The organism is Collimonas sp. OK307, from assembly GCF_900113705.1.
Classification (GTDB): Bacteria; Pseudomonadota; Gammaproteobacteria; order Burkholderiales; family Burkholderiaceae_D; genus Collimonas.
Genome location: NZ_FOQI01000010.1, coordinates 128,862 through 154,238 on the forward strand (window position 1 = coordinate 128,862; position 25,377 = coordinate 154,238).

24 protein-coding genes are annotated in these 25,377 nt (G+C 58.0%); 6 read left to right on the forward strand and 18 right to left on the reverse strand.

What is annotated here, in order from left to right:
* Nucleotides 1-212: 212 nt before the first annotated feature.
* Nucleotides 213-1,847, reverse strand: coding sequence for a collagen-like triple helix repeat-containing protein (locus BM205_RS14640; protein ID WP_092415613.1), 1,635 nt, complete (start codon nt 1,845-1,847; stop codon nt 213-215).
* 620 nt (nt 1,848-2,467) lie between these two features.
* On the opposite strand from BM205_RS14640, the gene BM205_RS14645 reads away from it, so the two are divergent.
* On the forward strand, nt 2,468-3,157 hold the full coding sequence (locus BM205_RS14645; RefSeq protein ID WP_175511269.1) for a peptidoglycan DD-metalloendopeptidase family protein: 690 nt from the start codon (nt 2,468-2,470) through the stop codon (nt 3,155-3,157).
* 82 nt (nt 3,158-3,239) lie between these two features.
* Here BM205_RS14645 and BM205_RS14650 read toward each other — a convergent pair whose 3' ends face one another.
* The 13 genes from BM205_RS14650 to BM205_RS14710 all read right to left on the reverse strand — a co-directional run bounded on the left by BM205_RS14650 (nt 3,240) and on the right by BM205_RS14710 (nt 17,114).
* Nucleotides 3,240-4,475: a DUF3443 domain-containing protein gene (locus tag BM205_RS14650; RefSeq protein ID WP_175511270.1), complete on the reverse strand. Its 1,236-nt coding sequence runs from the start codon at nt 4,473-4,475 to the stop codon at nt 3,240-3,242.
* Nucleotides 4,476-4,487: 12 nt separating this feature from the next.
* Nucleotides 4,488-4,958, reverse strand: coding sequence for a DUF2844 domain-containing protein (locus BM205_RS14655; protein ID WP_092415616.1), 471 nt, complete (start codon nt 4,956-4,958; stop codon nt 4,488-4,490).
* Nucleotides 4,959-5,150: 192 nt separating this feature from the next.
* Nucleotides 5,151-6,509, reverse strand: a complete 1,359-nt coding sequence (locus BM205_RS14660; RefSeq protein WP_092415617.1) for a TAXI family TRAP transporter solute-binding subunit — start codon at nt 6,507-6,509, stop codon at nt 5,151-5,153.
* Nucleotides 6,510-6,686: 177 nt separating this feature from the next.
* Entirely contained in the window at nt 6,687-9,728 is a 3,042-nt protein-coding gene (locus BM205_RS14665) for a transglycosylase domain-containing protein (RefSeq protein ID WP_092415618.1), read from the reverse strand.
* A 150-nt stretch (nt 9,729-9,878) separates the two neighbouring features.
* Nucleotides 9,879-11,180, reverse strand: coding sequence for a dihydrolipoamide acetyltransferase family protein (locus BM205_RS14670; protein ID WP_092415619.1), 1,302 nt, complete (start codon nt 11,178-11,180; stop codon nt 9,879-9,881).
* Nucleotides 11,177-12,223 (reverse strand): alpha-ketoacid dehydrogenase subunit beta, encoded by a 1,047-nt coding sequence (locus tag BM205_RS14675; RefSeq protein WP_175511271.1) that lies wholly within the window; start codon nt 12,221-12,223, stop codon nt 11,177-11,179. Before BM205_RS14675 ends, BM205_RS14670 begins: the two co-directional genes overlap by 4 nt.
* A 2-nt stretch (nt 12,224-12,225) precedes the next feature.
* Entirely contained in the window at nt 12,226-13,458 is a 1,233-nt protein-coding gene (locus BM205_RS14680; RefSeq protein WP_092415620.1) for a 3-methyl-2-oxobutanoate dehydrogenase (2-methylpropanoyl-transferring) subunit alpha, read from the reverse strand.
* Between the two features lie 139 nt (nt 13,459-13,597).
* Nucleotides 13,598-14,083 (reverse strand): adenosine-specific kinase, encoded by a 486-nt coding sequence (locus tag BM205_RS14685; protein ID WP_092415621.1) that lies wholly within the window; start codon nt 14,081-14,083, stop codon nt 13,598-13,600.
* Between the two features lie 20 nt (nt 14,084-14,103).
* Nucleotides 14,104-14,574 (reverse strand): aminoacyl-tRNA deacylase, encoded by a 471-nt coding sequence (locus tag BM205_RS14690; RefSeq protein ID WP_092415622.1) that lies wholly within the window; start codon nt 14,572-14,574, stop codon nt 14,104-14,106.
* 108 nt (nt 14,575-14,682) lie between these two features.
* Nucleotides 14,683-15,069 (reverse strand): hypothetical protein, encoded by a 387-nt coding sequence (locus tag BM205_RS14695; RefSeq protein WP_092415623.1) that lies wholly within the window; start codon nt 15,067-15,069, stop codon nt 14,683-14,685.
* 227 nt (nt 15,070-15,296) lie between these two features.
* Nucleotides 15,297-16,079, reverse strand: coding sequence for an anti-sigma factor family protein (locus tag BM205_RS14700; protein WP_092415624.1), 783 nt, complete (start codon nt 16,077-16,079; stop codon nt 15,297-15,299).
* Between the two features lie 77 nt (nt 16,080-16,156).
* Nucleotides 16,157-16,675 carry a sigma-70 family RNA polymerase sigma factor gene (locus BM205_RS14705; protein WP_092415625.1) on the reverse strand — a complete coding sequence of 173 codons (519 nt, stop codon included), beginning with the start codon at nt 16,673-16,675 and terminating at the stop codon, nt 16,157-16,159.
* A 76-nt stretch (nt 16,676-16,751) separates the two neighbouring features.
* The gene (locus BM205_RS14710) at nt 16,752-17,114 is read right to left on the reverse strand and encodes a COG4315 family predicted lipoprotein (RefSeq protein WP_092415626.1); all 363 of its coding nucleotides are present in this window, start codon (nt 17,112-17,114) and stop codon (nt 16,752-16,754) included.
* A 273-nt stretch (nt 17,115-17,387) separates the two neighbouring features.
* On the opposite strand from BM205_RS14710, the gene BM205_RS14715 reads away from it, so the two are divergent.
* From BM205_RS14715 to BM205_RS24320, 5 genes are all read left to right on the forward strand, one after another.
* Nucleotides 17,388-18,119 (forward strand): ABC transporter ATP-binding protein, encoded by a 732-nt coding sequence (locus tag BM205_RS14715; protein ID WP_092415627.1) that lies wholly within the window; start codon nt 17,388-17,390, stop codon nt 18,117-18,119.
* Nucleotides 18,120-18,133: 14 nt separating this feature from the next.
* A complete protein-coding gene (locus tag BM205_RS14720) occupies nt 18,134-20,716 on the forward strand; it encodes an FtsX-like permease family protein (RefSeq protein WP_092415628.1) in 2,583 nt (860 codons plus the stop codon).
* Nucleotides 20,716-21,798 (forward strand): lipocalin-like domain-containing protein, encoded by a 1,083-nt coding sequence (locus BM205_RS14725; RefSeq protein ID WP_092415629.1) that lies wholly within the window; start codon nt 20,716-20,718, stop codon nt 21,796-21,798. The genes BM205_RS14720 and BM205_RS14725 overlap by 1 nt, the downstream gene beginning before the upstream one ends.
* Before the next feature lie 151 nt (nt 21,799-21,949).
* Nucleotides 21,950-22,318, forward strand: coding sequence for a hypothetical protein (locus BM205_RS24050; RefSeq protein WP_139227276.1), 369 nt, complete (start codon nt 21,950-21,952; stop codon nt 22,316-22,318).
* A 47-nt stretch (nt 22,319-22,365) separates the two neighbouring features.
* On the forward strand, nt 22,366-22,518 hold the full coding sequence (locus BM205_RS24320; RefSeq protein ID WP_175511272.1) for a hypothetical protein: 153 nt from the start codon (nt 22,366-22,368) through the stop codon (nt 22,516-22,518).
* Between the two features lie 79 nt (nt 22,519-22,597).
* On the opposite strand, the gene BM205_RS14730 is transcribed toward BM205_RS24320, so the two are convergent.
* The 4 genes from BM205_RS14730 to BM205_RS14745 form a co-directional block, all read right to left on the reverse strand.
* Nucleotides 22,598-23,212 (reverse strand): glutathione S-transferase, encoded by a 615-nt coding sequence (locus BM205_RS14730; protein ID WP_092415630.1) that lies wholly within the window; start codon nt 23,210-23,212, stop codon nt 22,598-22,600.
* A 112-nt stretch (nt 23,213-23,324) separates the two neighbouring features.
* Nucleotides 23,325-23,510, reverse strand: a complete 186-nt coding sequence (locus BM205_RS14735; protein WP_092415631.1) for a hypothetical protein — start codon at nt 23,508-23,510, stop codon at nt 23,325-23,327.
* A gap of 425 nt (nt 23,511-23,935) precedes the next feature.
* A complete protein-coding gene (locus BM205_RS14740; protein ID WP_092415632.1) occupies nt 23,936-24,691 on the reverse strand; it encodes an anti-sigma factor family protein in 756 nt (251 codons plus the stop codon).
* Nucleotides 24,688-25,236: a sigma-70 family RNA polymerase sigma factor gene (locus BM205_RS14745; protein WP_092415633.1), complete on the reverse strand. Its 549-nt coding sequence runs from the start codon at nt 25,234-25,236 to the stop codon at nt 24,688-24,690. Before BM205_RS14745 ends, BM205_RS14740 begins: the two co-directional genes overlap by 4 nt.
* Between the last annotated feature and the right edge of the window lie 141 nt (nt 25,237-25,377).

A 25,377-nucleotide genomic window follows, 5' to 3' on the forward strand; every position in this document is an offset into this window, starting at 1 on the left:
TGACTCCCTGCCGGGACATGGCCGTTGCTAATTGGACTGTGGGTAGCTGACGCCAGGTTTCAACTTGTAGCGTCTGCGCAATACGGGCTCCGGGATCTGGCTTCAACATTACTGGAGCGACAGTGGCCGGCATCTCATGCTTGCCATGCATTCGGTATTGAAACAAGGAAGCCTGGCACCCTGCCAGCGCTTCCTTGAAAAGCACTCAACCGTTATTTCTTAACACCGCCCAACAGTCCGCCAAGCAAACCTGTTACCGGCGCCAACGGGCTGGCGGTTGATCCAGTTCCACCACTGACTGCACCAGTCAAGCCGGCAACCAGATTGGTGACCGGAGCCAGTGGACTGGCCCCTGCGCCTGCACCCGCCGCACCGCCGACCGCACCAGTCAAGCTACCGACCAGCTTGGTGACCGGGGCCAACGGGCCGGCGCCAGCACCTGTTGTACCGCCAACCGCGCCAGTCAAGCCGCTCAACAAGCCGGTTACCGGAGCCAATGGTCCGCCGGTTGAGCCTGTTGTACCGCCGACCGCACCGGTCAAGCCACTCAACAAACCGGTTACCGGAGCCAATGGCCCACCAGTTGAACCTGTAGCACCGCCGAGACCGCCGGTCAAACCGCTCAGCAAGCCGGTTACCGGAGCCAGTGGGCCGCTACCCGAACCTGAGGCGCCGCCGAGACCGCCAGTCAAACCACCCAGCAAACCGGTGACCGGGCCCAACGGACCGCCACCGGCAGCTCCGCCCACCCCACCAAGTACGCCCGTAAGAGCGCTATTCAAAGGCTGCAATAAGCCGCCGGTCTTGTTGCCGAGCAGAGGTTGACCGGTACCGACCAGGGCATTCGTGCCGAGACCCGCTACGATAATGCCTACATCGCTCACCACCGGCCCCAGGTTGCTGACCACAGGCGCCTTGGTGCCGGTCAGTGCGCTTCCCAGAGTATTTACGGCACCGCCGGCCGTCACCAGCAAGGTATTCGCCGGCAGGTTCAGGCCGGTTGTATTGCCGATTGTTTGCGTCAAGGTAGTCACCATGCTGGTCAGCGGCACAATTGCCTGGCCGGCTGTCTGGGTGATTTGTTGCACCGGACCGGAAGTCAAGGCGCCGGTCAACGGGGCTCCCAGTCCGGCGACAGTAGCGCCGACCTTTGTCACCACATCGCCCAGAGGCGTGGTCACTACGGCCAATGGCGCCAATGGGCCGCTGCCTAGTCCGGAGACCAGTTGTCCTGCGCTCTCTACAGTCTTTCCCAGACCCGTGACTACCCCGCCGGTGCTGCCGAGCGTAGTGCCGACCGCGTTCGGATTGGTGCCGAGCTGACCTAGTCCGTTGGTGATACCGGCACCTAATGTAGAAACAATGCCAGTGCCGTTATCAACCACTCCGGCCAAGCCGCTTTTTGCCTGCGGCGACAGGATCGGCACGTTATTGATCACCGTGTTGCCTACCCCGTCAAGCGCGGCGCCTGTACCAGATACGGTGCCACCAAGGTTGGTGAGCAAGTTACTTGCTGCACCTGTGCCACCACCGCCGTTGTTACCACCACCACCGTTGTTACCACCACCGTTGTTGCCACCACCACCGTTGTTGCCACCACCACCGTTGTTGCCGCCACCGCCGTTGTTGCCGCCGCCGTCACCCCCGCCACCGTTGCCGCTACCGCTACCGCCGTCGCCACCCCCGCCTGCGCCTGCGCCGCCGCCTGTACCAGCGCCAGCTCCCTGTCCGGTTCCTGCTGCAGAACCAAGTGATTTACCCAGGTCGCCGCCGCTGGCGCAACCGACCAACAAACTGGTCAACAATAACGATGCGACAATCAGGCCGCCTTTGTGCGATGTATTCATGATGTATTTCCCCTTGTTGAAAGTTCGAACCAGCTGTTCCTGCTTGTCTATTCCGCAAGGAGCATGCCAACTCAAAAACCTCAAATAGAGAGAGATAGAAGGTCGTTATTTTTTCATGAAGGAAAAAAATAAATCCTTATGAATCAATGACTAAGAAAATTTCCAATCAAATCCGGACGACCTGAAAGCCGTGTTACCCGACAACACTTGATACGTTACATGTAACGTAACAGCAAGCTACGGACGGGTACAATTAATTGTCTTATCAACATCAAAAAGGAGGAGTGCCGCCCACCCGGGATTGGCAGTCAATCCGGCTTCGACGGATCGACAACGAGATTTACTTCATCGACACAATTGAGATATCCTTAAATTTCTAGAAAAAATGGCAACACATACGTTGCCTTGACGCAGTGGATGCGGAATACGCAACTAGTTGAGCCAAACAAGGTCAGAGGATGCGCACTAGCGCAATGTTGCCGGTCATTATTTGACCAGAGCGAAACGAGGTGGAGGGTGGGCAAGATCTTTTTTCCGCTCTACGCTGAGATTTATTGATTAGAGGAATGTCATTGTTGGTCCAGAAAACAGCAGCATCCAGCTCGCAAAATCCAAACAGAATGAGAAAATTCGGCCTTGCACTGATTCTGCTGGCCGCCCTCACCGCCTGCAGCACGCCGTCCGGCTCCGATACCAGTGGCACAGCGCAGCCCAGCGGCCCCGGCTATTACACGGCGCAAAAGGGCGACACCCTATCCAGCATCGCGCGCAAATTCCAACTTAGCAATAGCACCATCATCAACTGGAACAAGCTGTCGGATCCCAATGACATCAAGGTGGGTCAAGTATTGCGGGTCGCATCCCAAGGCGCTCGTGACAGTGGCACGACCACGCCGCGTAGCGTCGACAATAGCGCGGCCGCCAACGCGGCCAGCGACGAAAAAGATAAAATCGACTGGACCTGGCCTGCAAGCGGCAAATCCACCGGCGGCCTCGGCCAGGGAAAGAAAGGAATAGATATTTTCGGCGAGCTCGGGCAGCCGGTGCTGGCCGCTGCGGCTGGCAAGGTCATGTATTCCGGCAGTGGCATACGTGGCTACGGCAACCTTGTCATCGTCAAACATAACAGCAATCTGCTATCGATCTACGCCCACAACAAGACCATCGTCGTCAAAGAGGGGCAGATGGTCGGCAAGGGCCAGCAAATTGCCGAGATGGGCAAATCCGACAGCAACTCAGTCAAACTGTATTTCGAAATCCGCCGCCAGGGAAAACCGGTCGACCCATCCCGTTATTTACCGAGTCGCTAAGAAGCAGATTTGCTGGCCAACAAAAAAAGGGCGCATGGTTGCGCCCTTTCGATAATTCACGGCAAACTGGCCCAGCTGCGCTTCAATAAGCAACGTACGGCCCCACCGTACCGCCCGCCGATACACCTTCAAGCGCAGTATAGACCGAGCGCCCAAAGTAGAATGGCAGCCCCCAGTCGAAAAACGAGGCAAAAGCCTCGGCGCCGGCCAGATTACTGAATGCCGTGTTATTCGGGTTGGAGTGGAACAGAGAATCTGCATTGGCCACATTGAAGCTGACGCTATTACTGCGACCGTTCACGCCGGTATTCACAGCACTCCTGCTCAACGTCGACGTAGGGCAATAAAAACCTGTGCTCAGGGTGCAGTTGGGAATAGACGAATCGGCAAAGAACAATCCATTCGACCCACTGTCAAAAAAGGCTGGCGTGGTCTGTCCCTGATACAAGGTGTTCAAGTTGCCGGAACTGTTCAAGGTATAGACGGTAGCGCTGCCCAATGCATTGTTGGCTTGCGTGCCGATGCCGAAAATCAGCGAACCGGTGACGCCGGACGCGCCATTTGCGCCCACTGCCGGCAGTTGTATCAACGTGCCATTATTGTCCTGCGGGAAAACCGCTACCGGATTGCCCACTTGCTGGCCCAGCGCCAGCGCGATAGCGCTGCAATTCAAGCTTGAGCAGGAGTAATACCAGCCCGCCAGCGCCTGACTCGCACAGGCACTGCCGCAATCCTGGACAAAGGTACTGATGCCGAGCAAGCCGTTGGCATGGAATGCCGCCACTGTATTTTCCGCCACCAGGCTACCCGAACAGCCGCTGGGCACAGTCGGAAAAGCGCTGTCGCCTATGATGTGCACCGAGATGCCGCTGGCAACCTCGCCGGCGATACGCAAATCCGCCTGCTTCACCGAGCCCCAGCTATAGCCGTCAGCAAACCGTGCACATTCGGCTACGGGGTTACCGTTGGCGCTGGTCACCTGCGGCAGCGCCATATTGCCGGCCAGGACGGAAGACATGATACGCAATCCGCTCGACCCGGTATCCACCAGAATGTGATCGATGGTCTGGCATTGCGTCGTACTGCCAGGCTGGCAGATGGTCAAGGTGACATAGGGTGAATTGACGGCGCCGACCGACTGGCCGGAAGCCGTCAGGGGTCCGCTATCGAGCACCAGCGTCTGGACATTTTGAGCGGGTTGCGGTTGCGGCGTCGGCGCCGGCGTTGAACCTGAGCCACCGCCAGAACCGCCACCGCCGCCACAGGCAAGCAAGAGGAGACTGCAGAACAGGCAAAGCAGATACGTCAAGAAGCGCATAGTCATCCCCGGTCAGCGAATATTGTCAGGAGTTACGCCTTGCGGCAGCAAGGCAGGTACATAAGCACTGCCGGCGAAGGAGCGCATGTGCCCGCCCGAATGCAATACCAGCTGATCCGACTGAATCGCTACCGCGCGTCGTCCCGGATGCGGCGCGCTGGCTGCGCTCGCATATTGGTCGGCATAGCTGCCAAGCAATTGCTGCAGGTTCGGCATGCTGGGACCTTGCCAGCTGACGGCAAACACGATGTTGTCTGCACCTATATACTCCCGCACCGTGGTACCAGACGGCTCTACCACTTCACTAACTGAATAACCGTTGTAGCTGGTGACCCGCGCGCTGGCCTTGACACGCGCCGCGTCTGACTGGGCCTGGGCTTGCACTGTGCCGGTGGCCGGACCGACGGCAGCGCCAAGCGCCGCAAACGCCGGCGCGGATTGTGCAAACAGCAACGCACATATGACAGAAACAGGGAATCTCATGGCTCACCTCTGCTCGAGTAACAAATATCCGCCAAATGATAACTGATGCTGCAAGGCAATTTGCAAAGATGTTTTAGCGCACAGGCCTGCCATTGCCACTCGTAATGTGCTATATATTTTCGCCGCTTGCAAGGCATTGATTCAGCTGCAGGCCCGATTCGGTCCGTGCCGGTCAGCAGAGCTGGGCTGAACTTAGCTCCGATTCAGCAAGCGCATGCGCACAAAGCCGATGTGTTCGCGCAATACATAAAATTGATCGGCAAAAGCCAGCGGCATTTTCATCCGGTTAACCGCTTCTTCGATACTGTCCAGGCGTTTCAACAGCTCGGCCTGTTGTTCGGGGGTGTCGGTGTCAGTGACGGCTGCACGTTCCAGCGCGATCAAGATACCGTACCAGCGATAGATGCGCGATTTGATCCGCCAGCCGTAGAGCAGCGGCACCAGCTTGAAACCCGGGATCAGCAACAAGATAATCGGCAACAGCACCACTAAAGTACGATCGACCAGGCTGGCAAGCCAGAACGGCAAGGTACGGTAGAAGAAGCTCTTGCCCGACTTATAGTAACGGGCGGCATCGTCGCTGATGTGGAACTCGTGCGCCAGCGGCGCCGGGAATTCATCGGCACGCTGCAGCACATTAGCGCCGCTGTGCACTTCCTTGGCGGCCTCGATCAACAAATCGGAGAGTGCCGGATGCAGATCATCGCGGGCGATCAGTTCGGCGGTGGGGGCAATCAGGCGGATGTCGCGGCTGGGGATGTTTTTACCCAGATCGAACACACCTTTTGGAATTTTCAATTCGGTCAAATAGCTGAAGCGGCGCGCATAGGCACTCGCCTGCGCAAAATCGAGAAGACGAATGCCGGGTGTACGCAGCAGCTTGCCCATGGTCGGCGGCGAGGCCGAATCGCCCATCAGAAAGGCAGCGTCGATCTTGCCGTCGGTCAGCGCCTTCGCAGCTTCGTCGCCACCGATATCCAGTAACTCGGCCTTGCCGCCGGCTTCGATGCCGTTGGCTTTCAACAAGCTTAACGCCAACACACGCGAACCGCTGCCTGGCGCGCCGATCGCCACCTTCTTTCCGCTCAGCTCAGACAGCCGATCCATTTTTTCCTTGCCGCGATAAAACACCGAGACGGGCACGTAGGACACACTACCCAGCGACACCAGCTGATCGATGGGCAGGTCGCCTGCCACGCCTCCCTGGACAAAAGCGACATCAATACCGGACTTGGGATCGCTTATTTTTTTCAGATTGTCCAGCGATCCTTCCGAAGTCACGATGTTGAGCTTGATGCCGTTGCGCGCCAAAATCTTCTTGTATTTCTCTGCCGTATTCCAGAAGTTGCTCTGCTCGGGACCGGTGGCCATCGTGATGGTCTTCGGCGGCGCCGGATGGATGAACCAGATCGCCAGCCAGATGGCGACAATCGCCAGCAAGACAATCGGACCGAAACTGATCGCCAGGTCGCGCCACGAAATCGAGACGAATCGCATCGTGATATTTTTTGCAGATTTTTTCAGGTCGGACGGATGGAATGGGGTAGCCATGAGATTGTTTCTATCGTTGAAAGGCATGGGATTACAGTTGCGCTCAATTACGTTCGGCTGCGTCCGGCAAGTTAACCGGCTTACCCGTAGTCAGTCCTGGCAGCTCTCGCATTTTCCCGGATTTCGCAACATGATACGGGATGTAGAGTATCACTTGCCAAGCAAGTTCAAGAACAGTCAATGACGGCAGGCTAACAATGTGTCGCTTGCATCCGCTTCCATCATGGGAAGCAAGGCCGGTGTCAGCGACTTGAGCAATTGTACCGAAAGCGCACTCGTGAACTTGTAGCTGGCAGCATAGGGCTCGTGGACGTAAGTGGTCATGGTGCCGAAGAAGCGATCCCCGATAAAAAACACGAAAGTGGCGGAACGGTTCACGGCGCGCGAGGAAATCAGTCTGCCGCCCGCCGCGTAGACCTCGAAACGTTGATCGCCGGTGCCGGTCTTTCCGCCGACGCCAATCGGCTTGCCGTTCGCACGGCGCGACGGCAAGCCGCCCTTGAGGCGTTTGGCAGTGCCCCCCTCGACCACATCAATCAGCGAGCGTTGCACCACGTCTGTGATCTCTTGGGGCAAAAGCCGTTCCGCCGCCGGTCCGCCATTCTCAAAGTGCGTTTCATATGGCGTTCCTTGCGCCAGCTCCAGGGTTTGCAGTTTCCTGAGTGGCAGGCGCATGCCCTTATTGACGATAATCCCCATCAACTCCGCCAGTGCGGCAGGACGGTCGCCTGAGGCACCAACCGCTGTTGCATATGAGGGAGTAAGGGATTCAAAAGGATATCCGAGCCGACGCCAGTCGCGGGCAATCTCCAGAAATGCCTGGAGCTCCAGCATTTGCCGGATGCGTTTATCTTGTTTGTTTTTATTACGGGTTTTGAACAGCCAGGCATAGACCTCCTGACGCACGTCGCGGCTGGCATCCAGCGTCTGCGTCAGTGTCGCATCCGGGTGCTGATGCATGAATCCGAGCAACCACAATTCCAGTGGATGGATGCGCGTGATGTAACCGCGATCGGCCAATGAAAATTTGTCCGGCCCGTATTGCACGTATAACGTTTGCAGCTTAACGTCCGACAAACCGTCTTTGGGAAGCTGCTTGCGCATGAAAGCAGAGAAATGCTGCAGATCCGCGTCCGGCTCTATGCTGCGGAACACCGTGGCAAGCCGTGCCGGTACCGGATGCATGTTCTCCAACAACAGTTCCTGTGCCTCCTGCGGCGTCTTGCCATGATATTTCTTGTAGAAACGAACCATGAACTGGCGCCCTTCCTTGTCGGCAAAGCGGGACAGTATTTCTTGTCGCTTCGCTGCACTCAGGCCATCCAGAGACGCTGTACCGGGATCGGCGCCAGCCATCTTGAATTTGTAATGCCGCACGATGTCGCGCATGAGCCGTACAAAAACCAGATTCACCGATTGCTGGAAACCTTCACGTATCGTTATCACTTTATAGTTTTCTTCGGACTCGAAATTCGTGAACGTCTGCACGCCGCCACCAGTGACAAATGCCTCTCCCGGACTGCCCGAGTAGCGGCGTTCCATGGCCGCTTCCAGCATCGCCGGCAAAGCCAGGTCCTTTGCTTGCTTCAAGTAGGCCAGCGCCCACAGACTCAGCACATCCTCCTTTTCCACTTGCAACCCGGCTCGTTGCTCCTGCGTCATGCCCGCGTAACGTTGATGCAAATCGGCGATTATTTCGAGGTAGGTAATCAACGTGCGTAACTTGGCGGTTGATCCCAGATTGAGTCTGGCGCCCTCGTTGATATCGAACGGCTGATCGAAATTATCGGTCTGCACCCGCAATAGATTGGCGCCGCCGCGCTGCTCGAACAGCGTAAAACTGAAAATCAGCTTGCCCGGATCATCGCCTGGACTGAGCATGTTATGCCCATACAGCTCCGCTGCTTTTGCGTCGGCGGGTTTCTTGAGCTGGCGTAGCACGGTTGTCACCGCGCGTTGCATCTCGCCATTCATGGTGGTCGCTGCGGTAAGATCGAGGCGGTCCAGATCGTAAAGGTGGTTGACATGCAACAATCCGGAAAGATTGGCGCGCAACGCAGTCACCGCTTTCCGCGTAACAAATGAAATCGGCGGCGCGCTGACCGTTTTTTGCTGCAGATTCAACTTGACCGGCAACGCCGCGTCACGCAGCGCCGCCGGGATAATTCCCGCTGCAGCCAGCACCCGCAAATGGCTGTCGGTCAACTGTTCAAGGTCGGCAGCGCCTTCCCGCAGGTAATAGGACGGCCGGCGTTGGGCGATCATCAGTGAAAGCGCTTGCTTGAACGCCTCTGCCTTGCGCCCTGATTGATGTTGATCGGGATCGCCTTGGGCCGGATCGGCGTCGTTGCCCAGGAGTTGGTTTACCTCCGCGAAATCGCGACCGTACCAGGCCCACAGGCCGTCGCCCAGGCCATCGATCTCACCGTAGCCGGGCTTGGCCGCAAGCGGCACGGTATTCAGGTAATCCACCATGATCTGCTTGCGCGCCGCAATAGTGTTTTCGCCGCCCAGGTACGCCTTGACCGAAGCCGACGCCATCTGTCGCAGTTTTTCCTGCGGCGATGCGGTACGCCCCTCAGGTGAATGACGATATTTTTCGATCTGCGTCGCCAGCGTGCTGGCTCCCGGCGTCAAGTGCGATTTATCGAATACATGCAACACCTGATCAAAGACCGCCCTGCCGAAGCGGTCCCAGTTGACCGCCGGATTGTGCTGCGGATAACTGGTCGTGAGCAAGTCACGGTCTTCGATAAAGAGCAGTGTATCTGCCAACAAGCGCGGCACCGATTCGAAATCCCTATAACTGCGCTGAGGGAAACGTTCCGAGTACAGAGATTGATCATTGCAATCGAATAAATCGAGGCCCGCCTGAGTCTTCTCGCTGTAGGCGAGAGACAATCCTCTATCCGCGAGTTGCACAAGCTTTGGCGAGATACGGGCTTGTTGCGTAATCCGGTAATCGTGCGTGGCCAAATATTGGGTAAAGGTCGGGATCTTGCTGTAACCGAGGCGTTCGTCGTAAGGGCCGGTTTTAGGAAAACGGATCGCCGTGCTTGCCCCAGACTCAAGTTTGAATGTCAGCTCGCGATCAAGTTCTGACAGATGACGCGCTTGCCATTGAGATGAGCGCAATTCACTGTTGACCAGTCGGGCCGCGAACCACAGCAGTCCGAGCAAACTGATCAGCAACAGCAACTTGCCCCAATTACGTAGCATCACTTTTTTTATGAGTAGGAATGCAGAATGCAACTTGGCGGGAGTGCCTGCATATCAAGATAAACGCCTTTTCAGCCGTTGTCTAGCTGCGATTGAACCCCTTATTTCAGGCTGGCGCGCAAATCGGAAGATGCCAGAGTCGCATCGGTGCTACTCAACAAACAAAGTGGCGGGCGATTCAAGATAGCCGCGTAGCGACTGCACGAATTCGGCTGCATCCAGTCCGTCGACCACCCGATGGTCAAACGACGACGACAGATTCATCATCTTGCGTGCCACCACGACATTGTCACGTATCACCGGCCGCTCGATAATCCGGTTAACACCGACAATCGCCACTTCCGGGTGATTGATCACCGGTGTCGATACCAGGCCGCCCAAGGCGCCCAGGCTGGTAATCGTGATGGTAGAGCCGGAGAGTTCCGCCCGCACCGCCCTGCCCGCCCGCGCAGCCTCGGCCAGACGGGTGATTTCCGCCGCATTCGACCACAGGTCGCGCGCCTCCGCATGATGCACAACCGGCACCATCAAACCGGCCGCAGTCTGGGTGGCTATGCCGATATGCACCGCGCCATAGCGCGTGACCACACCGGCTTCATCATCGAAACGGGCGTTGCATTGCGGGTACGCGCGCAACGCCAGCACCATGGCGCGCATCAGCAGCGGCAGCAAGGTCAGGCGGCCGCGCTCGCCGCCCCATCGCGCGTTCAGATGCGCGCGTAACGCCTCGATTTCGGTGACGTCGCATTCTTCAACATAGGTGAAATGCGGGATGCGGCGCTTGGATTCCTGCATTTTCTGTGCGATCTTGCGACGCAAGCCGATTACCGGTATCGCCTCTTCGCCATGGCGCTCGGCATAGCGTTCTGCATGGCTACCGCCGCCAATGCTTGCCGCCGGCGCGCTGCTGCCACCGGTGGCATGCGTGACATACACATCGAGATCTTCGTGCGTGATACGGCCGTCGATACCGCTGGCGGGCACATCTTGCAACGTAATCCCAAGCTGGTGGGCGCGGCGACGCACGGCTGGCGACGCCGTCGGCGCATCGGTTGCTTGTCGCATGGCCTGTACGGAACCGATGCCTTGAACCGGCACCTTGGCAGCCGGCGCTTCCTTCGGCGATGTGGCGACCGGCGTTGGCATTTGCGTCACCGTTGCCTGCGATACTGCCGCCGGTGTAGTCAATGCTGCACCGGCATGCTCCGCTTGCTCGACCTCAAGACGTATCAGCTCGCCTCCTACTGCCACCACCTGGCCAGGTTCACAACCTAGCGCCACCACCTTGCCGACCACCGGTGACGGAATTTCGACGGTAGCCTTGTCAGTCATCACGTCGGCCAGTATCTGGTCCTCGACCACGCGCTCGCCGACCTGCACGCGCCAGGCCACCAATTCAACCTCGGCAATCCCCTCGCCGATATCCGGCATTTTGATTACATGGATACTCATCGTGCCTCCAGCGCGCGTTTGAAGGCCGCCCCGACCCGGTCCGGACCGGGGAAATACGCCCATTCCTGCGCGTGCGGATAAGGCGTATCCCAACCGGTTACGCGTTCGATCGGAGCTTCCAGATGGTAGAAACAGTGTTCCTGCACCAATGCCGCCAGTTCCGCGCCGAAGCCGCTGGTGCGGGTAGCTTCGTGCACCACGACACAGCGACCGGTCTTCTTGACCGAGGCGACGATGGTTTCAAGGTCGAGCGGCCACAGGCTGCGCAAATCGATAATTTCGGCGTCGATGCCGGTCTCGCGTGCCGCCGCTGCGGACACGAATACCATGGTGCCGTAGGTCAGCACCGTCAACTCGGCGCCTGGACGATATATCGCCGCAGATTCGAGCGGCACCGTGTAATAACCCTCCGGCACCTCGCCCAGCGGATGTTTGGACCACGGTACCACCGGCCGGTCGTGGTGACCGTCGAACGGGCCGTTATACAGGCGTTTCGGTTCCAGGAAAATCACCGGATCGTCGTTCTCGATCGATGCGATCAGCAAACCCTTGGCATCGTACGGGTTGGATGGCATTACCGTGCGCAGGCCGCAGACGTGGGTGAACAGGGCTTCCGGGCTCTGACTGTGGGTCTGGCCGCCGTAAATGCCGCCGCCGCAGGGCATGCGGATCGTCATCGATGCGGTGAATTCGCCGGCCGAACGGTAGCGCAGACGCGCCGCCTCGGAAACGATCTGGTCCGAGGCCGGATAGAAATAGTCAGCGAACTGGATCTCGACCACCGGCCGCAAACCGTAGGCAGCCATGCCGACTGCTGCACCGACAATGCCGCCTTCAGAGATCGGGGCATCGAATACGCGCGAAGGGCCGTACTTCGCTTGCAAACCTTCAGTACAACGAAACACGCCGCCAAAAAAGCCCACATCTTCGCCGAATATGACCACATTGCTGTCCCGCTCCAGCATGATGTCCATCGCCGAACGCAGTGCCTGGATCATGGTCATGGGGATCGTTTCAGACTTCACATCTTTCTGGGCCGCCATGATCACATTCCCAGTTGCCGGCGCTGCTGCCGCAGATGCTCCGGCATGTCTTTATAGACATCCTCGAACATCGTCGCCGGGCGGGGAATCTGGCCACTGGCCAAAGTGCCGTAACGTTCCGCCTCTTTCTGCGCCGCGATCACTTGCGCCTCCAGTTCCTTTTCAGTGTCCTGATGTTCCTGTTCGGACCACGCGCCAATCCGGATCAGATGCTGTTTGAGACGCGCAATCGGATCACCCAGCGGAAAGTGCGACCAGTCATCTGCAGGCCGATATTTGGACGGATCGTCCGAGGTTGAATGCGGGCCGGCGCGATAGGTGATCCATTCGATCAGGGTTGGTCCTAGATTGCTGCGCGCCCGTTCGGCGGCCCAACGCGAGGCGGCATACACGGCCAGGAAGTCGTTGCCATCGACCCGCAGCGAGGCGATGCCGCAACCGATACCGCGCGCGGCGAACGTGGTGCTCTCGCCGCCGGCGAGTGTCTGAAAGGTCGAGATGGCCCACTGGTTATTGACGACATTGAGAATCACCGGCGCTTGATAGACATGCGCGAAAGTGAGCGCGGTGTGGAAATCGGATTCGGCGGTTGAGCCGTCGCCAATCCAGGCTGAGGCGATTTTGGTATCGCCCTTGATCGCCGAAGCCATGCCCCAGCCGACCGCCTGGATGAATTGAGTTGCAAGATTGCCGGAAATGGAAAAGAAACCGGCCGCGCGCACCGAGTACAGCACCGGCAACTGCCGCCCTTTCATCGGATCGCGCTGGTTCGACAACAGCTGGCAAATCAAATCCACCAGCGGTACGTCGCGCGCCATCAGCAGGCTTTGCTGGCGGTAGGTGGGAAAGCACATATCGCCTTCCTGCAGCGCCAGCGCATGGGCCGTGCCTATGGCTTCCTCGCCCAGGCTCTGCATGTAGAAGGACATTTTTTTCTGGCGCTGCGCGATCACCATGCGGGCATCGAAAATCCGCGTTTTCATCATGGCGCGCATTCCGCGGCGCAGCAATTCGCGATCTATATCCGCTGCCCAGGGGCCGACGGCGTTACCGTCCTCATCCAGCACACGTACCAACGCATAGGCCAGGTCACTGGTGTCGGATGGCAGCACCTCCAGCGGCGGCCGGCGTACCGCGCCGGCCGCCGCCAGATGCAAGTAGGAGAAGTCGGTTTCGTGGCCGGGCCGGCCGCTCGGTTCCGGAACATGCAACGTCAGAGGCTTGCACTGGCTCATACCCGCTCCCTCGCGCTTGGTAATGTCCAGCTGAGTTTAGCAAATTTTTGCGCTGGCGGCTTTTTACTTTTGCAATCCGCTCATAGCCGACACATAGCCGATACAGTGTCTTGAATTGCGCACGCGACTGCTTGCGCGCTCACAGCTTATAACCGATTTGCCGCAACAGATCCTTACGCCATTTGATGTCGTCGTCGCCTTCGATGCCTTTAGTGATGAGGCCATCCACCACACCCAGCACAGCGCGTCCCTGCCCGGTTTCAGCAAGAATCACTTCACTTGGATTGGCTGTTGCGCAAAAAATGCGGCATACCTCCGGCACCATTTTGACTGTGTTCAACACGTTAATGGGATAGAAGCCGTCGCCAAGGAAAATGAAGAAACAATGGCCTGCAGCAATCGCTTGCGCGTTCTTCGTGGCTAGTTCAACCATGGCGGGATCGGTGCCCGACCAGCGCACCAGGCATTTACCGGAGGCTTCGCAAAAAGCCACGCCGAAACGGATGCCTGGCACCGCGGCCGCCAAGGCTTCGTGGAGATCCTCCACGGTTTTGATGAAGTGGGCCTGGCCAAAGATGAAGTTCGTTGTTTCCGGCTTATCGATGGTTACCGTGATCAGTTGCATCTTGCACCTTGCACGTTGCCCTATATTCGATACGAGAATCTGCCTCTTTCAGCCTGGTCCATGAGATCGAGGAATTGTTCCCGACGCATCTGGATCAGCGCTTCGTGATCGCCTGCCTCGAAGTAGATTTCCGGCTGGTGCAACAGGCTCTCATCGAGATAGGTTCGCAGGCCATAGGCAGTGCATACCGGATGCAGCGCCCCGATATCGCAATCCTTGAACAGTTCTCGCAATTCATCTTCGTCGGCCAACACCAGGCGGCGCCCGGTCTGGTCCCACAGTTCTGACAATTGCAAGTGATAGGTTGAAGGAAGCACCGCCGCCACATAGCCTTGGGCGTCTTCCAGGACGATCGTCTTGGCCAGGCGATCACCCGGAATATGGGCTACCTCTGCGGTTTCGCTGCTGGCGTGACTGTGCGGATGTTGCAAGATATTGTAGTGGCTGCCTTTGCTGCGCAGGCAGTTCTCCAGGGTGGTGGAAACTGACATGACAATCCTCCGCCGGAATGAGGTGGATCGAAACTATTGGGTGTTGTTTTCAATATAGTGGCAATCCGCCTCCCTGGGAAGGTCAATTCGCCAAGCTTGGCGATGCATTTAGCGATGTGTCATCCCGCCGCTACGCGACATGCTGCTTCTGGCAAAGCCTTGATGCTGCATCGAAGCATGGTCAAAGTGATGATGATGGTCGCGGTCGACAAAAATTATCTGCGAACCGAAGCCGAACGGCCCCCAGTACCAGGGATCGTAATAGGCGTATGAATAACCATAGTACTCACGCTCGGCATTCTGCATCAATTGCCACGTGTCGTCGCTTTGCTTACAGGCAATGCCACTCACAGGCTGTACCTGCCCGTTAATTTCAGCCTGGGTTGTCACCTTCTGGCAAGCCGTTCTGGCGGCGTAGCCGGATGTATCCTGGCTCCCGGTAGTACAGGCAGAAAGTGCCAGTACCAGTGCTATCAAAGGAATTTTTTCGTACATGATGTCGTCCTCAATGTAGGTCCGACGTAAGGACGCGCGCAAATTGGGCGCAAGGCAACATCGGTTGGCCTCACAGGTGGCTGCCGCCGCTGTGTACTATTTGACGACAGGTTCACTTGTAATATGTAAACGAATAAGCAGGCGCCACTATTCCAGCATCATGTTTATTTTCGGACAGAGGGAAATTTCGTCGTGCGCAGGGTATGCATGGAAGCGCATGGAAACGGTTAGCGCCACGCCTCCGGATGTCCACCCAACGCGCTACAGACATCAATCGCCATGGTGCGCAATTGCGCCACCGATGTCTGGCCGGACAGTGCATACCCCATGCCCTGATTTACCCAGTAGAAGGTACTTCGCTTGCCGTCATGGAGCAACCGGAACGCTGTGGTGTTTTTGGCTGTTGCAGTAACGTACAGGGTCAGCCGTTCGCCCTTGTCGTTCTGATACATGAACTGCGCCGCCGGCCCCGTTTCGCCGGGCAGCAAACGTCCGCCAACCAGCGTATAGCCGTATTCCTGGAGCGATGGCGTTTTCAGAGGACGATCGAGGCGTTTGGATAACCAGCTGATCAGATGCTCTTCTTCGGCGGCGGCAACTTCGACCGGATGGCGTTGCTCAGGTGCATAGACCGCGTAGGCAATGTCCGCCCGCTTGGCGAACGCCGGCTGCTCGTTGGAGAAATACGGCCGCAGCCAGCCGGCCGACAACCCGCACAACAAACCCGCAGCCAGCCAGCCGGCGGCGATTCCGGTAGTGCGCCACCACGGCGTCCGCCGTGGCAGGAAAATGCATCGGACGTCATCTTGCGGCGTTGCAAACAAGGCTTTTAATGCGGTATTTTGCGCCCGGTAGTCGGCAACCCGCGCGCTATCCTGCGGGTCGCTCGCCAGCCGTTCGATGATTGCCACCCGCTCGGCGGCGGCAAGCTCGTTGTCGACCAACGCCGACAAGGCCTGCAAATGCGCCTGGTCCGGATCCGGCAACTTGGCGCTGGTATCGTCGTTCATGGCGTGTATCTCGTTAATCGTCTCGCTACGTGAGTCGTTACCGGTTCATCATTACTTGTTATTACTGCTCGCCGTTACTAATTGTTTTTCACTACCTTGAGCGGCGGCCGTTTGCTGCCGGGATCTTCCTTTAACAAAGAACGCATGCGTTCCCGGGCCCTTGACAAACGCGACATCACCGTGCCGATCGGAATGCCCAATATGTCTGACACCTGCTGATAGCCGAGCTCTTCCAGGCCGACCAGCAACAGCACCTCGCGCTGATCGACCGGCAGGCTATACAGCGCGCGTTGCACGTCGGCCAGGAACAGTCCGTCGACTTCATCGGCCGGTGCCGCCATCGTGCGCCAAGGTGCGCTTTCATCATCAACGGCAATTTCGCGGCGCTTGCGCAACTGGTCGATATATAAATGCCTGAGAATCGTCAGCAGCCACGCTCGCACGTTGCTTTCCGGCTGCAAGGTATGCCATCGATTCAGGGCACGCTCCGCCGTGTCCTGCACCAGGTCGTCGGCCCACGCGGCATCGCCTGTCAGTGCGCGGGCATAACGCCGCAGCACCGGCAGCCAGACCACCATGTCGGCTTCGAAACTCATAGGGGCGTTCTCTAGGGCCCAGGCTAATCGTCAATAACTGTTGCCATTCATCACGCCGCGTGCAATTTGGTCGGTATCAAGGTTTCGCCGTATGCCACATGCCACCCTTGCCGTCGCCGGTGGTATCGCCGGGTTTCTTGTCCATGGCGAAGCGGTAAAGCGGATGCCCCTTGTAGGCCCATTGCCGTTTGCCGTCAGCGCCCGTCACAAAACTCCAGTCGCCGGCAGCCTTGTCATAGGAATCCGCCTGTGCCGCCGGCCAGTTTGCGGCACAGCCGCCTTCGCAAGCACTCTTGCCGGGAACGGTATCCTTGTCAAAGGTGTACAGTGTCCGGCCAGCTTCATCCACCAGCATCCCGTTGACGGTCTTTGGTGCTTCGGCCAAGGCGGGCAAGGCGAGAGTGGCGCAGCCAAGTAGCAGAAATAGGTTTTTTTTCATGATTCCTCCTTAGAATGATCGGTATAAAAGTGGTGCCTGGCACCAGCCCCGGGGAATGACGGCTGGGATAGCAGTTAAACGTCCGGCGCAACGCGTTTATTCCAACGTCCTGCAACTATTTGATACATTATTTTCATTCTGCTGACTATTAAGCTGAGGCAACAGCCAGTCCAGCCACAGGATCTCCGTGAACGGTTTACCCGGGCAATCCTGATCATCCTCCAAAATCCACTACACTGTTGGCACTTAACCTATTCGAAAAAGCAAGCCTGCATGCACGCCAACCTTGAAACCAGTCACACTGTCGATGCCGCTATCGACAACGGCATCGACAATCCTATCCCGGCGCTTCAATGCCATGGGCTGCGCAAGTCTTACGGTCATGGCAGGGTGGTGCTGGCGCATCTCGACTTCACGCTGGCTGCCGGCGAATACGTCGCCATCATGGGCGACTCCGGCGTCGGCAAATCAACCCTGCTCAACCTGATTGCCGGGCTCGACAGTGCTAACAGCGGTTCGATACTGATTGACGGCGTCAACATGTCCAGCCTTGACGACGATGCCGCCACTCTCTTGCGCCGTCAAAAACTCGGCTTCATTTTCCAGGCGTTCCACGTATTGCCGCACCTTACCTTGCAGCAGAATGTCGCCCTACCCTTGCTGCTCAACGGCGCGCCGTCGGAGCGTGCATCAGAATTACTGGCCGCAGTCGGGCTGGCCGGCCGCGGCAACGACTTTCCGCGTCAGCTGTCGGGCGGTGAAATGCAACGGGTGGCGATTGCACGCGCCCTGGTGCATCGGCCCAAACTGATCCTTGCCGATGAGCCGACCGGTAACCTGGATCCGGATACCGCACATGAAGTGCTGGCGCTGCTGCGCCAGGAAATCAAGGCCAACGGCGCCTCGGCAATCATGGTCACGCACTCTGCCGCGGCGGCCGCAAGTGCCGACAGGATCCTGATCATGAGCGCCGACGGCTTGCAGCCGCTGGTCCAAAAATCCTGACTTCCGATCATGCGATGACATCTGCCAGCTCCGATACCGGCACTCGCGCTGCCAAAATCGGCAATCCGGTCCGGACTCTGTCACGCTGGTTATTGCTGGGCGAATGGCGTGCGCATCCGGTACGCGCGCTGGTGGCGATTGTCGCGATTGCCCTCGGCGTTGCGCTCGGCTATGCGGTCGACCTGATCAATGGCGCCGCTTTCAACGAATTTTCCGCCGCCACCAGAAGCTTGTCCGGCCAGTCAGACCTCCAGCTGCGCGGGGTACAAGGACTGTTCGACGATGCCTCGTATCCGCAACTCGCGAAAAGAAAGGGCGTGGCAGTTGCCAGCCCGGTACTTGAACTCAACGTTACCGTGCCGGGCCAGGCCAGCGCGCTGAAAGTGCTTGGCATAGACACCTTCCGCGCAGCCCACATCACACCTGACCTGATCGGCGTACCCGATCAGGAGAAGCCGTTCGACACGCTGGCCGACGACGCCATCTTCCTGTCGCCGGCTGCCCAGCAATGGCTACAAGTACAACCTGGCCAAATGCTGGCCCTGCGCAATGGCACCGCCATCGTCAAACTACGAGTCGCCGGCGGCCTGGTGCGGGCGCGGGCCGGGCAACGGCTTGCCGTCATGGATATCGGCGCGGCGCAATGGCGCTTTGGACGCATCGGCCAGCTGTCGCGCATCGATCTGAAACTGCAGCCTGGCGTCAATCGAGAGCAATTCAGGCGTACCCTCCAGGCTGAGTTTCCAATGCGCTTGCAAGTCTCGGAAAGCCAGGACCAGGAAAGCCGCAACGACAATATGTCGCGCGCCTATCGCATCAATCTGAATGTGCTGGCGCTGGTAGCGCTATTTACTGGCGCCTTCCTGGTGTTCTCGACCCAGGCGCTGTCAGTGATCCGGCGCCGCTCGCAGTTTGCGCTGCTGCGCGTGCTGGGATTACGCCGCAGCCAGTTGTTACGCCAGGTGTTGCTGGAAGGCGGCCTGCTCGGTTGCGTGGGAGCATTGCTCGGGTTGGCATTGGGATATCTGTTGGCGGGTCTGGCCTTGCATTTTCTTGGCGGCGATCTGGGTGGCGGTTATTTCCGCGGTGTGCAGGCCAGCGTGCAATTCGATCTGCCGGCGGCAATGATTTTCTTTGGGCTCGGCAGCGGTATCGCCCTGCTCGGCAGTCTGGCGCCGGCATTGGAAGCGGCCCGGGCGCAACCGGCCGCGGCGCTCAAATCCGGCAGCGAAGAAACTGCTTTGGCGCGGCTGGCGACACCCTGGCCGGCGTTGACCTGCCTGCTGCTTGGTGCGCTGTTGACGCAAATGCCACCGCTATTCGATTTGCCTGTCTTCGGCTACATGGCAGTCGCACTATTGCTAATCGGCGGTATCACACTGATGCCACGGGTGGCTTCGCTGGTGTTTTCGGCACTCCAAAGATTCAGCATGGGACGCCGTAACGGCGTCATTACAACATTGGTGCTGGCGCGCCTCGCCAACGCTCCGGGACAAGCCTCGATTGCGCTCGGCGGCGTGCTGTCCAGCTTTAGCCTGATCGTGGCGATGGCGATCATGGTGACCAGTTTCCGTATATCGGTTGACGACTGGATGCAGCAAATATTATCGGCAGATCTGTATGTGCGCTCTGCCAGCAATGGCGAGACCGGCGCCATGCGCCCTGCCGAGCAGCACTTGCTGGCGAAAGCACCAGGCGTGGCGCGCGCCGATTTCCTGCGCACTTCGACACTCACGCTAGACCCGGCGCGGCCGCCGGTGGTATTGATCGCACGCGCTATCGACGCTGTCGATCCGGCGCGTACCTTGCCGATAATCGGCCCGCATTTACCGGCCAGCGCGATTGCCACGGATAGCTTGCCGATCTGGGTCTCGGAAGCGATGGTCGACCTGTACGGCTACCGTCTCGGCCAGCAAGTCACGCTGCCCCTGGCCGCACATTCTTATCAATTCACGGTGGCCGGCATCTGGCGCGATTATGCGCGCCAATCGGGAGCGATCCAGTTGCGGCTGGCGGATTATCAGCGTTTGAGCGGCGACACCGAGGTCACCGATGCCGCACTGAGTCTGCAACGCGATGCCGATCCGGGTACGGTCATTGCTGCGTTGCGCGCATTGCCATTCGGTGCGACGCTGGAATTTTCCCAGCCGGGAGAAATCCGCGCACTCACCTTGACCATTTTCGACAGAAGCTTCGCCGTCACTTATCTGCTGGAAATCGTCGCCATCGTGATTGGCCTGTTTGGCGTGGCCGCCACCTTCTCGGCCCAGACGCTGGCGCGCGCACGGGAGTTCGGCATGCTGCGCCATGTCGGCGTAACGCGCCGCCAGATCCTGTCCATGCTGGCGCTGGAAGGCGGTTTGCTTACCGCGCTAGGCATGCTGGTTGGCTTTCTGCTAGGTTGGACCATCAGCCTGATCCTGGTATTCATCGTCAACCCGCAATCGTTTCACTGGACCATGGAACTGCACATGCCTTGGCTGGGACTGGCGCTGGTGGCGTTGCTGCTGCTGTTCTCGGCCGGTGCGACGGCCTTGCTGGCAGGTTCACGGGCGGTCTCCGTCGATGTGCTGCATTCTGTACGGGAGGACTGGTAATGTTGTCAGGATTTCGCCGCTGGCTGCTGTGCGCCCTGCTGCTGTTGTGGGCGCCACCGCAATTTGCCGCGCCGCCGCGCTTTGTACAAGTCACTCCCGGGCATCCACTGACGCTGCCGCAAGATAGCGGCGCGCATCCCGACTTTCGTACTGAATGGTGGTACGTCACCGGCTGGCTGAGCACGCCAGACGGCAAGCCGATCGGTTTCCAGATCACTTTTTTCCGCTCCGCCACGGAACATGATCGCGCCAATCCAAGCGCCTTCGCGCCGACGCAACTGATCATCGCCCATGCGGCGCTGTCCGATCCCGGCGTGGGTAAGCTTCTGCATGCGCAAAAGAGTGCGCGCGCCGGCTTCGGCCTGGCTTACGCCAAGGAAGGCAATACCGATGTCGCGCTGGATGACTGGCGCCTGCTACGCGGCGCCGACGGTCGTTATCAGGCCAGCATCGCTACCGGTGAATTTACCTTGCAGCTCAGTTTGACGCCTGGCCAGCCACCGTTGCTGCAAGGCGATCAAGGCTATTCACGCAAGGGGCCGCAAGCGGCGCAAGCCAGCTACTACTATAGCGAACCGCAATTGCAGGTCAGCGGCAAACTGACCCGCGCCGGCAGCGAGCAAGACGTCAGCGGCAGTGCCTGGCTCGATCACGAATGGTCGACCAGCGTACTCGATGCCGATGCGACGGGTTGGGATTGGCTCGGCGCCAACCTGGATGACGGCTCCGCCTTGATGGCGTTTCAGATTCGCAATCGTAGCGGCGGCAAGATATGGGCGCACGCTGCCTTGCGCGATGCCGGCGGCAAGGTCACCCAATTCCCGTCCGAACAAGTCAGCTTCCAGCCTGAGCGCCAATGGCGTTCGCCACGTACCGACGCTAGCTATCCAGTGCAGCAAGCGCTGCATACCGGCGCCATCGTCTGGTCGCTGGCACCCTTGCAAGACGATCAGGAACTCGATTCGCGGTTATCGACCGGATCGGTATATTGGGAAGGTGCGGTGACAGTCAATCGCGATGGCCGGCGCGCCGGACGCGGTTATCTGGAGCTGACCGGTTATCTGAAGGCGTTGAAGTTCTGACGCCCGAGATCACAAGCTTTCGTTTCGCTTTTGGTTTCTATTTTTGCCAACCCGAGCTAAACTTGAAGCCGGGCAAATGCTCTCTAAAAGATGATATACTTGACACATTGACATCATAGTCCAGATTGACGCATTTTTTATTGGGAGACGCATGAAAGGTCCATCGCTACTTCTCACCGCCACCGTCGCAGCCATTCTCCTCTCCGGCTGCGTTGCACAACCGACTGTGCGCAGCTATACGCCCCCGCCACGCAGCTCAGCGCCGGCGCCGGTATCGCTTTCAGAATCATTGAGCCCTTCCGAGCAGGTTGTCGAGATGCCGCAACAGCCCTCCAGCAGGAAGAGTGGAGAATTATCCGACACCGTGGAACGGATGGCGAAAAGGAACGCTTGCACTCCCGCCGGAAGCGCAACACTAATCGCCAAAACCACCGCCGCCGAAACCTATCAGGTCAGTTGCCAGGACGGTCAGCAACAGCTGTACAAATGCGAGCTGAGGCAATGCCGGCTGATGAATTGAAATTCGCATAAAAACCCGAATCAAAACCCAATCCAAGGGCGGCTTTCATGAAAACAGCACTAGGTATACTTGCCTTGATTTCGTTGCTGAGCGGCTGTGCATACCCGGGGTTCAAATGCGACGATCCCGATGTCCGCCCGTCCTGGTGCGATGACACCGGCGCCGCACACAGCAAGGGTGGCGCAACACAATCGAAATAAACAACAAGCAACAAACAACAAACAACAAACACAATAGATGCCGCCGGGCCCTACGTGCGGCCCCGCAGATTCCTATTTCTTATAACGGCGGTGCGGCGATGAACTCCGCCAGCTGCTCAGCCCGTTCAGAGAACGACTGCAGCGTTGGATAATCGGCCGCGAGGACGATTTCCGGCAACATCATCCGCGTGAATTGCCAGGCGACCGCGGTGGTTACACCGGCCTGGTTAATGCTCTTGCCGGCGACTTCCAATGGCTTGTTACGCAACTCGCGTTCCAGCGCCTGGTAGGCTGCATAGAGCTGGCCCTGGACGCGCGTGACCCACGGCTCGTGCTGCTTTTCTGCAGGCCGCAAGTTGCGCTCATAGACAATCTGCACAGTTTTTTCGCAAGCTGCCAGCGCCAGCCCGATAACCCGCAATGCATGCTGGCGCTCGCCGATTGCGGCCGGCATCAGACTCTTGCCTGGCGCCGCCAGCGCTTCCGCATAATCCAGGATAAGCGTTGAATCCATCAACACCTCGCCGTCATCGCACACCAGCGACGGTGCTTTGACTACCGGATTGATTTCCCGAAATTGTTCAAATGTGCTGAACACGGAGATGGAACGGTGTTCGAACGGAATCCCAAGCAATTGCAAGGAAATCGAAACGCGGCGGACATAAGGTGAGTCAAGCATGCCGATGAGCTGCATAGGTTCTCCGGTTGAATTAATCGAAGCAAAATCCTAGCACAGAACGACATTCTGCCGGTGTTGACGCCACCCATCCGTGCATCAACAGCCATCGCAGAGAAAGTTCGCCAAATCAGGCTTCCTGCACCTCACGCTTAGCAGGCGTTGAGTAGATATCAATGCATTTGAATGCATCTGCGTAGTGTTTCGGATCGCCGCCTGCTTCCAGTCGTTTCTTGAATTCTGCTGCCTCGGCAGTGCTGTCGAATTCGTAAGCCAGTCCTTTAAAAATGACGGTAGCCTCATTCAGCCTGACCATTACTATCTCCTTATAGCTTGATGTTGAAAGAAAAGGCCGCCCAGACACTGCTGACAGTGACGGCATGCCGTTTCTTACAAGGGAAAACAGTAGCAAAGCGATGCGTTGGAAAACAGAATATCCTCGGCTCCGCCGCTAGAGCGGCACACCGTCCTGGCGGCTCGCCTCTTTTCCTTGATAGTACGCTTTTGGTGATTCTTATTGAACTGTCAAAAATGGCAGTTACTTGCCTATTCCTGCATATGCACGCTAAAACAAGACCTATCCATCTGGACAGGTAAGCAAGGTCCCATGAATTACTGCCATTCCGAACCTATTCACTTTCGTCTACGAACAGGCATCTGTCAAACAAGAAAATGTTATTAGTTTGTTGGCGCCCATCAAAAAAATGTAACGTACCCTTTAAATGCTGCGATTAAGGTAACTTATTGACGTACCGTGGCGCGCACCATTCCCGCGAAATTTTCCAGGTCGTTCGCGGCCAGATCAGATACCGTCCAGTAATTCATGCCATCCCAGGTCCAGCGCACGACATGGTAACCTTGCCTATTTTGCAACTGCGGCGCCGCATCCCTGTCGTTACTCGGCCAAATATACAAATTGATAGGATGCTGGGCGCGCCGGTAAATCAAAGCGGCCACCGGCCGGCCGCCGAGATAATCAAGGCGTCCGCCAATCAGCGGAAAGCCTCGGGACGCAAGATCGACCACAGGCGGAGAAAAATTCAGCTTGCCGTTGAACCAGGGTTTCACCGTGTGCTGGTCGGTTGAGGCCACATCCGAGAGATGATCGACCTGTAGCGAACGAACATGGCTGGCAACCACTTCCTCAGTCAACTTATCCTGGTCCGACGGCAGGTTGAGATACAAGCCGATACTCCAAGCCAGTGCCAGTCCGGCCGCCATGGCAGTGCCGAGACTGAGCCAGTTGATACGCCATGGCCTGGCGCGCGGCGGGTCTTGCGGCAAGGCGGCGCTGATGCGCTGCGCCAGATGTGCCGGAGCATCGAAATAGCCCGCCTCCTTCTTGAAGCGTGCACTGACGATGCGCTGGGCGGCATATTCGCGCTGACAATCGGCACAGCTATCAAGGTGACGCTGCACCTCCAGCGCCTCGCTGATGCCGAGCTCCTGATCGCCAAAAGCCGGCAACAGCTCCAGTACTTCCTGATGATCCATCATGCCTCCTGCCTGGCCGGCGCAAGAATTGTCGCCAGCAATTTACGGCCGCGCCCCAGGCGCGACATTACCGTACCGATCGGAATGCCGACGATGGCGGCGATCTGCTTATAAGATAGTTCTTCCAGCTCACGCATCACCATCACCTCGCGAAATTCCAGCGGCAACGCTTGCAGCGCCTGCCGCAACTGGCGCTCGCTGTCTTTCTGCATCAGCAGCGTCTCGGGATTGTTGTCCGCGGCCGCCATGTCGAGTCCATCGCCGGCTTGAAAAATCTCCACGTCGTCGTCGAATACGGTTTGCTGCGGCTGTTTCTGCTGCACCTGGTACCAGGTGTAGAAAGTATTGCGCACGATGGTCAGCAGCCAGGCGCGGCTGTCGTCGCCATGAAAACCGTCGAAGAATTTAAAAGCGCGCAAATAAGCTTCCTGCACCACGTCCTCCGCATCCTGACGGCTGCGCGTGAGCCAGCACGCCAGGTTGAACGCGGAGTTCAAGTGCGGCAGCACGCTGGCTTGGAACCGCTGTTTTTTTGTCGAGTCGATCATCCAGGCATTTCCAGGGTTCATGAAACACAAGACTACCGATATGCAAAATTAATTCCCGGGAAAACCAATTAAGTTGAAATCTTAAGCTGAAATTTCGTCCGGAAATAAATTATAGGGTACACCGGTATAGGCACAGTTATC

What these genes read in the sequence shown, in the direction of transcription:
- BM205_RS14740 (WP_092415632.1), bottom strand. Translation starts at nt 24,691, where the DNA reads ATGATGGATCATCAGGAAGTACTGGAGCTGTTGCCGGCTTTTGGCGAT.
- BM205_RS14745 (WP_092415633.1), bottom strand. Translation starts at nt 25,236, where the DNA reads ATGATCGACTCGACAAAAAAACAGCGGTTCCAAGCCAGCGTGCTGCCG.
- BM205_RS24320 (WP_175511272.1), top strand. Translation starts at nt 22,366, where the DNA reads ATGAAAACAGCACTAGGTATACTTGCCTTGATTTCGTTGCTGAGCGGC.
- BM205_RS14730 (WP_092415630.1), bottom strand. Translation starts at nt 23,212, where the DNA reads ATGCAGCTCATCGGCATGCTTGACTCACCTTATGTCCGCCGCGTTTCG.
- BM205_RS14690 (WP_092415622.1), bottom strand. Translation starts at nt 14,574, where the DNA reads ATGTCAGTTTCCACCACCCTGGAGAACTGCCTGCGCAGCAAAGGCAGC.
- BM205_RS14735 (WP_092415631.1), bottom strand. Translation starts at nt 23,510, where the DNA reads ATGGTCAGGCTGAATGAGGCTACCGTCATTTTTAAAGGACTGGCTTAC.
- BM205_RS14685 (WP_092415621.1), bottom strand. Translation starts at nt 14,083, where the DNA reads ATGCAACTGATCACGGTAACCATCGATAAGCCGGAAACAACGAACTTC.
- BM205_RS24050 (WP_139227276.1), top strand. Translation starts at nt 21,950, where the DNA reads ATGAAAGGTCCATCGCTACTTCTCACCGCCACCGTCGCAGCCATTCTC.
- BM205_RS14695 (WP_092415623.1), bottom strand. Translation starts at nt 15,069, where the DNA reads ATGTACGAAAAAATTCCTTTGATAGCACTGGTACTGGCACTTTCTGCC.
- BM205_RS14700 (WP_092415624.1), bottom strand. Translation starts at nt 16,079, where the DNA reads ATGAACGACGATACCAGCGCCAAGTTGCCGGATCCGGACCAGGCGCAT.
- BM205_RS14645 (WP_175511269.1), top strand. Translation starts at nt 2,468, where the DNA reads ATGAGAAAATTCGGCCTTGCACTGATTCTGCTGGCCGCCCTCACCGCC.
- BM205_RS14655 (WP_092415616.1), bottom strand. Translation starts at nt 4,958, where the DNA reads ATGAGATTCCCTGTTTCTGTCATATGTGCGTTGCTGTTTGCACAATCC.
- BM205_RS14675 (WP_175511271.1), bottom strand. Translation starts at nt 12,223, where the DNA reads ATGGCGGCCCAGAAAGATGTGAAGTCTGAAACGATCCCCATGACCATG.
- BM205_RS14725 (WP_092415629.1), top strand. Translation starts at nt 20,716, where the DNA reads ATGTTGTCAGGATTTCGCCGCTGGCTGCTGTGCGCCCTGCTGCTGTTG.
- BM205_RS14680 (WP_092415620.1), bottom strand. Translation starts at nt 13,458, where the DNA reads ATGAGCCAGTGCAAGCCTCTGACGTTGCATGTTCCGGAACCGAGCGGC.
- BM205_RS14665 (WP_092415618.1), bottom strand. Translation starts at nt 9,728, where the DNA reads ATGCTACGTAATTGGGGCAAGTTGCTGTTGCTGATCAGTTTGCTCGGA.
- BM205_RS14715 (WP_092415627.1), top strand. Translation starts at nt 17,388, where the DNA reads ATGCACGCCAACCTTGAAACCAGTCACACTGTCGATGCCGCTATCGAC.
- BM205_RS14660 (WP_092415617.1), bottom strand. Translation starts at nt 6,509, where the DNA reads ATGGCTACCCCATTCCATCCGTCCGACCTGAAAAAATCTGCAAAAAAT.
- BM205_RS14705 (WP_092415625.1), bottom strand. Translation starts at nt 16,675, where the DNA reads ATGAGTTTCGAAGCCGACATGGTGGTCTGGCTGCCGGTGCTGCGGCGT.
- BM205_RS14710 (WP_092415626.1), bottom strand. Translation starts at nt 17,114, where the DNA reads ATGAAAAAAAACCTATTTCTGCTACTTGGCTGCGCCACTCTCGCCTTG.
- BM205_RS14720 (WP_092415628.1), top strand. Translation starts at nt 18,134, where the DNA reads ATGACATCTGCCAGCTCCGATACCGGCACTCGCGCTGCCAAAATCGGC.
- BM205_RS14670 (WP_092415619.1), bottom strand. Translation starts at nt 11,180, where the DNA reads ATGAGTATCCATGTAATCAAAATGCCGGATATCGGCGAGGGGATTGCC.
- BM205_RS14640 (WP_092415613.1), bottom strand. Translation starts at nt 1,847, where the DNA reads ATGAATACATCGCACAAAGGCGGCCTGATTGTCGCATCGTTATTGTTG.
- BM205_RS14650 (WP_175511270.1), bottom strand. Translation starts at nt 4,475, where the DNA reads ATGCGCTTCTTGACGTATCTGCTTTGCCTGTTCTGCAGTCTCCTCTTG.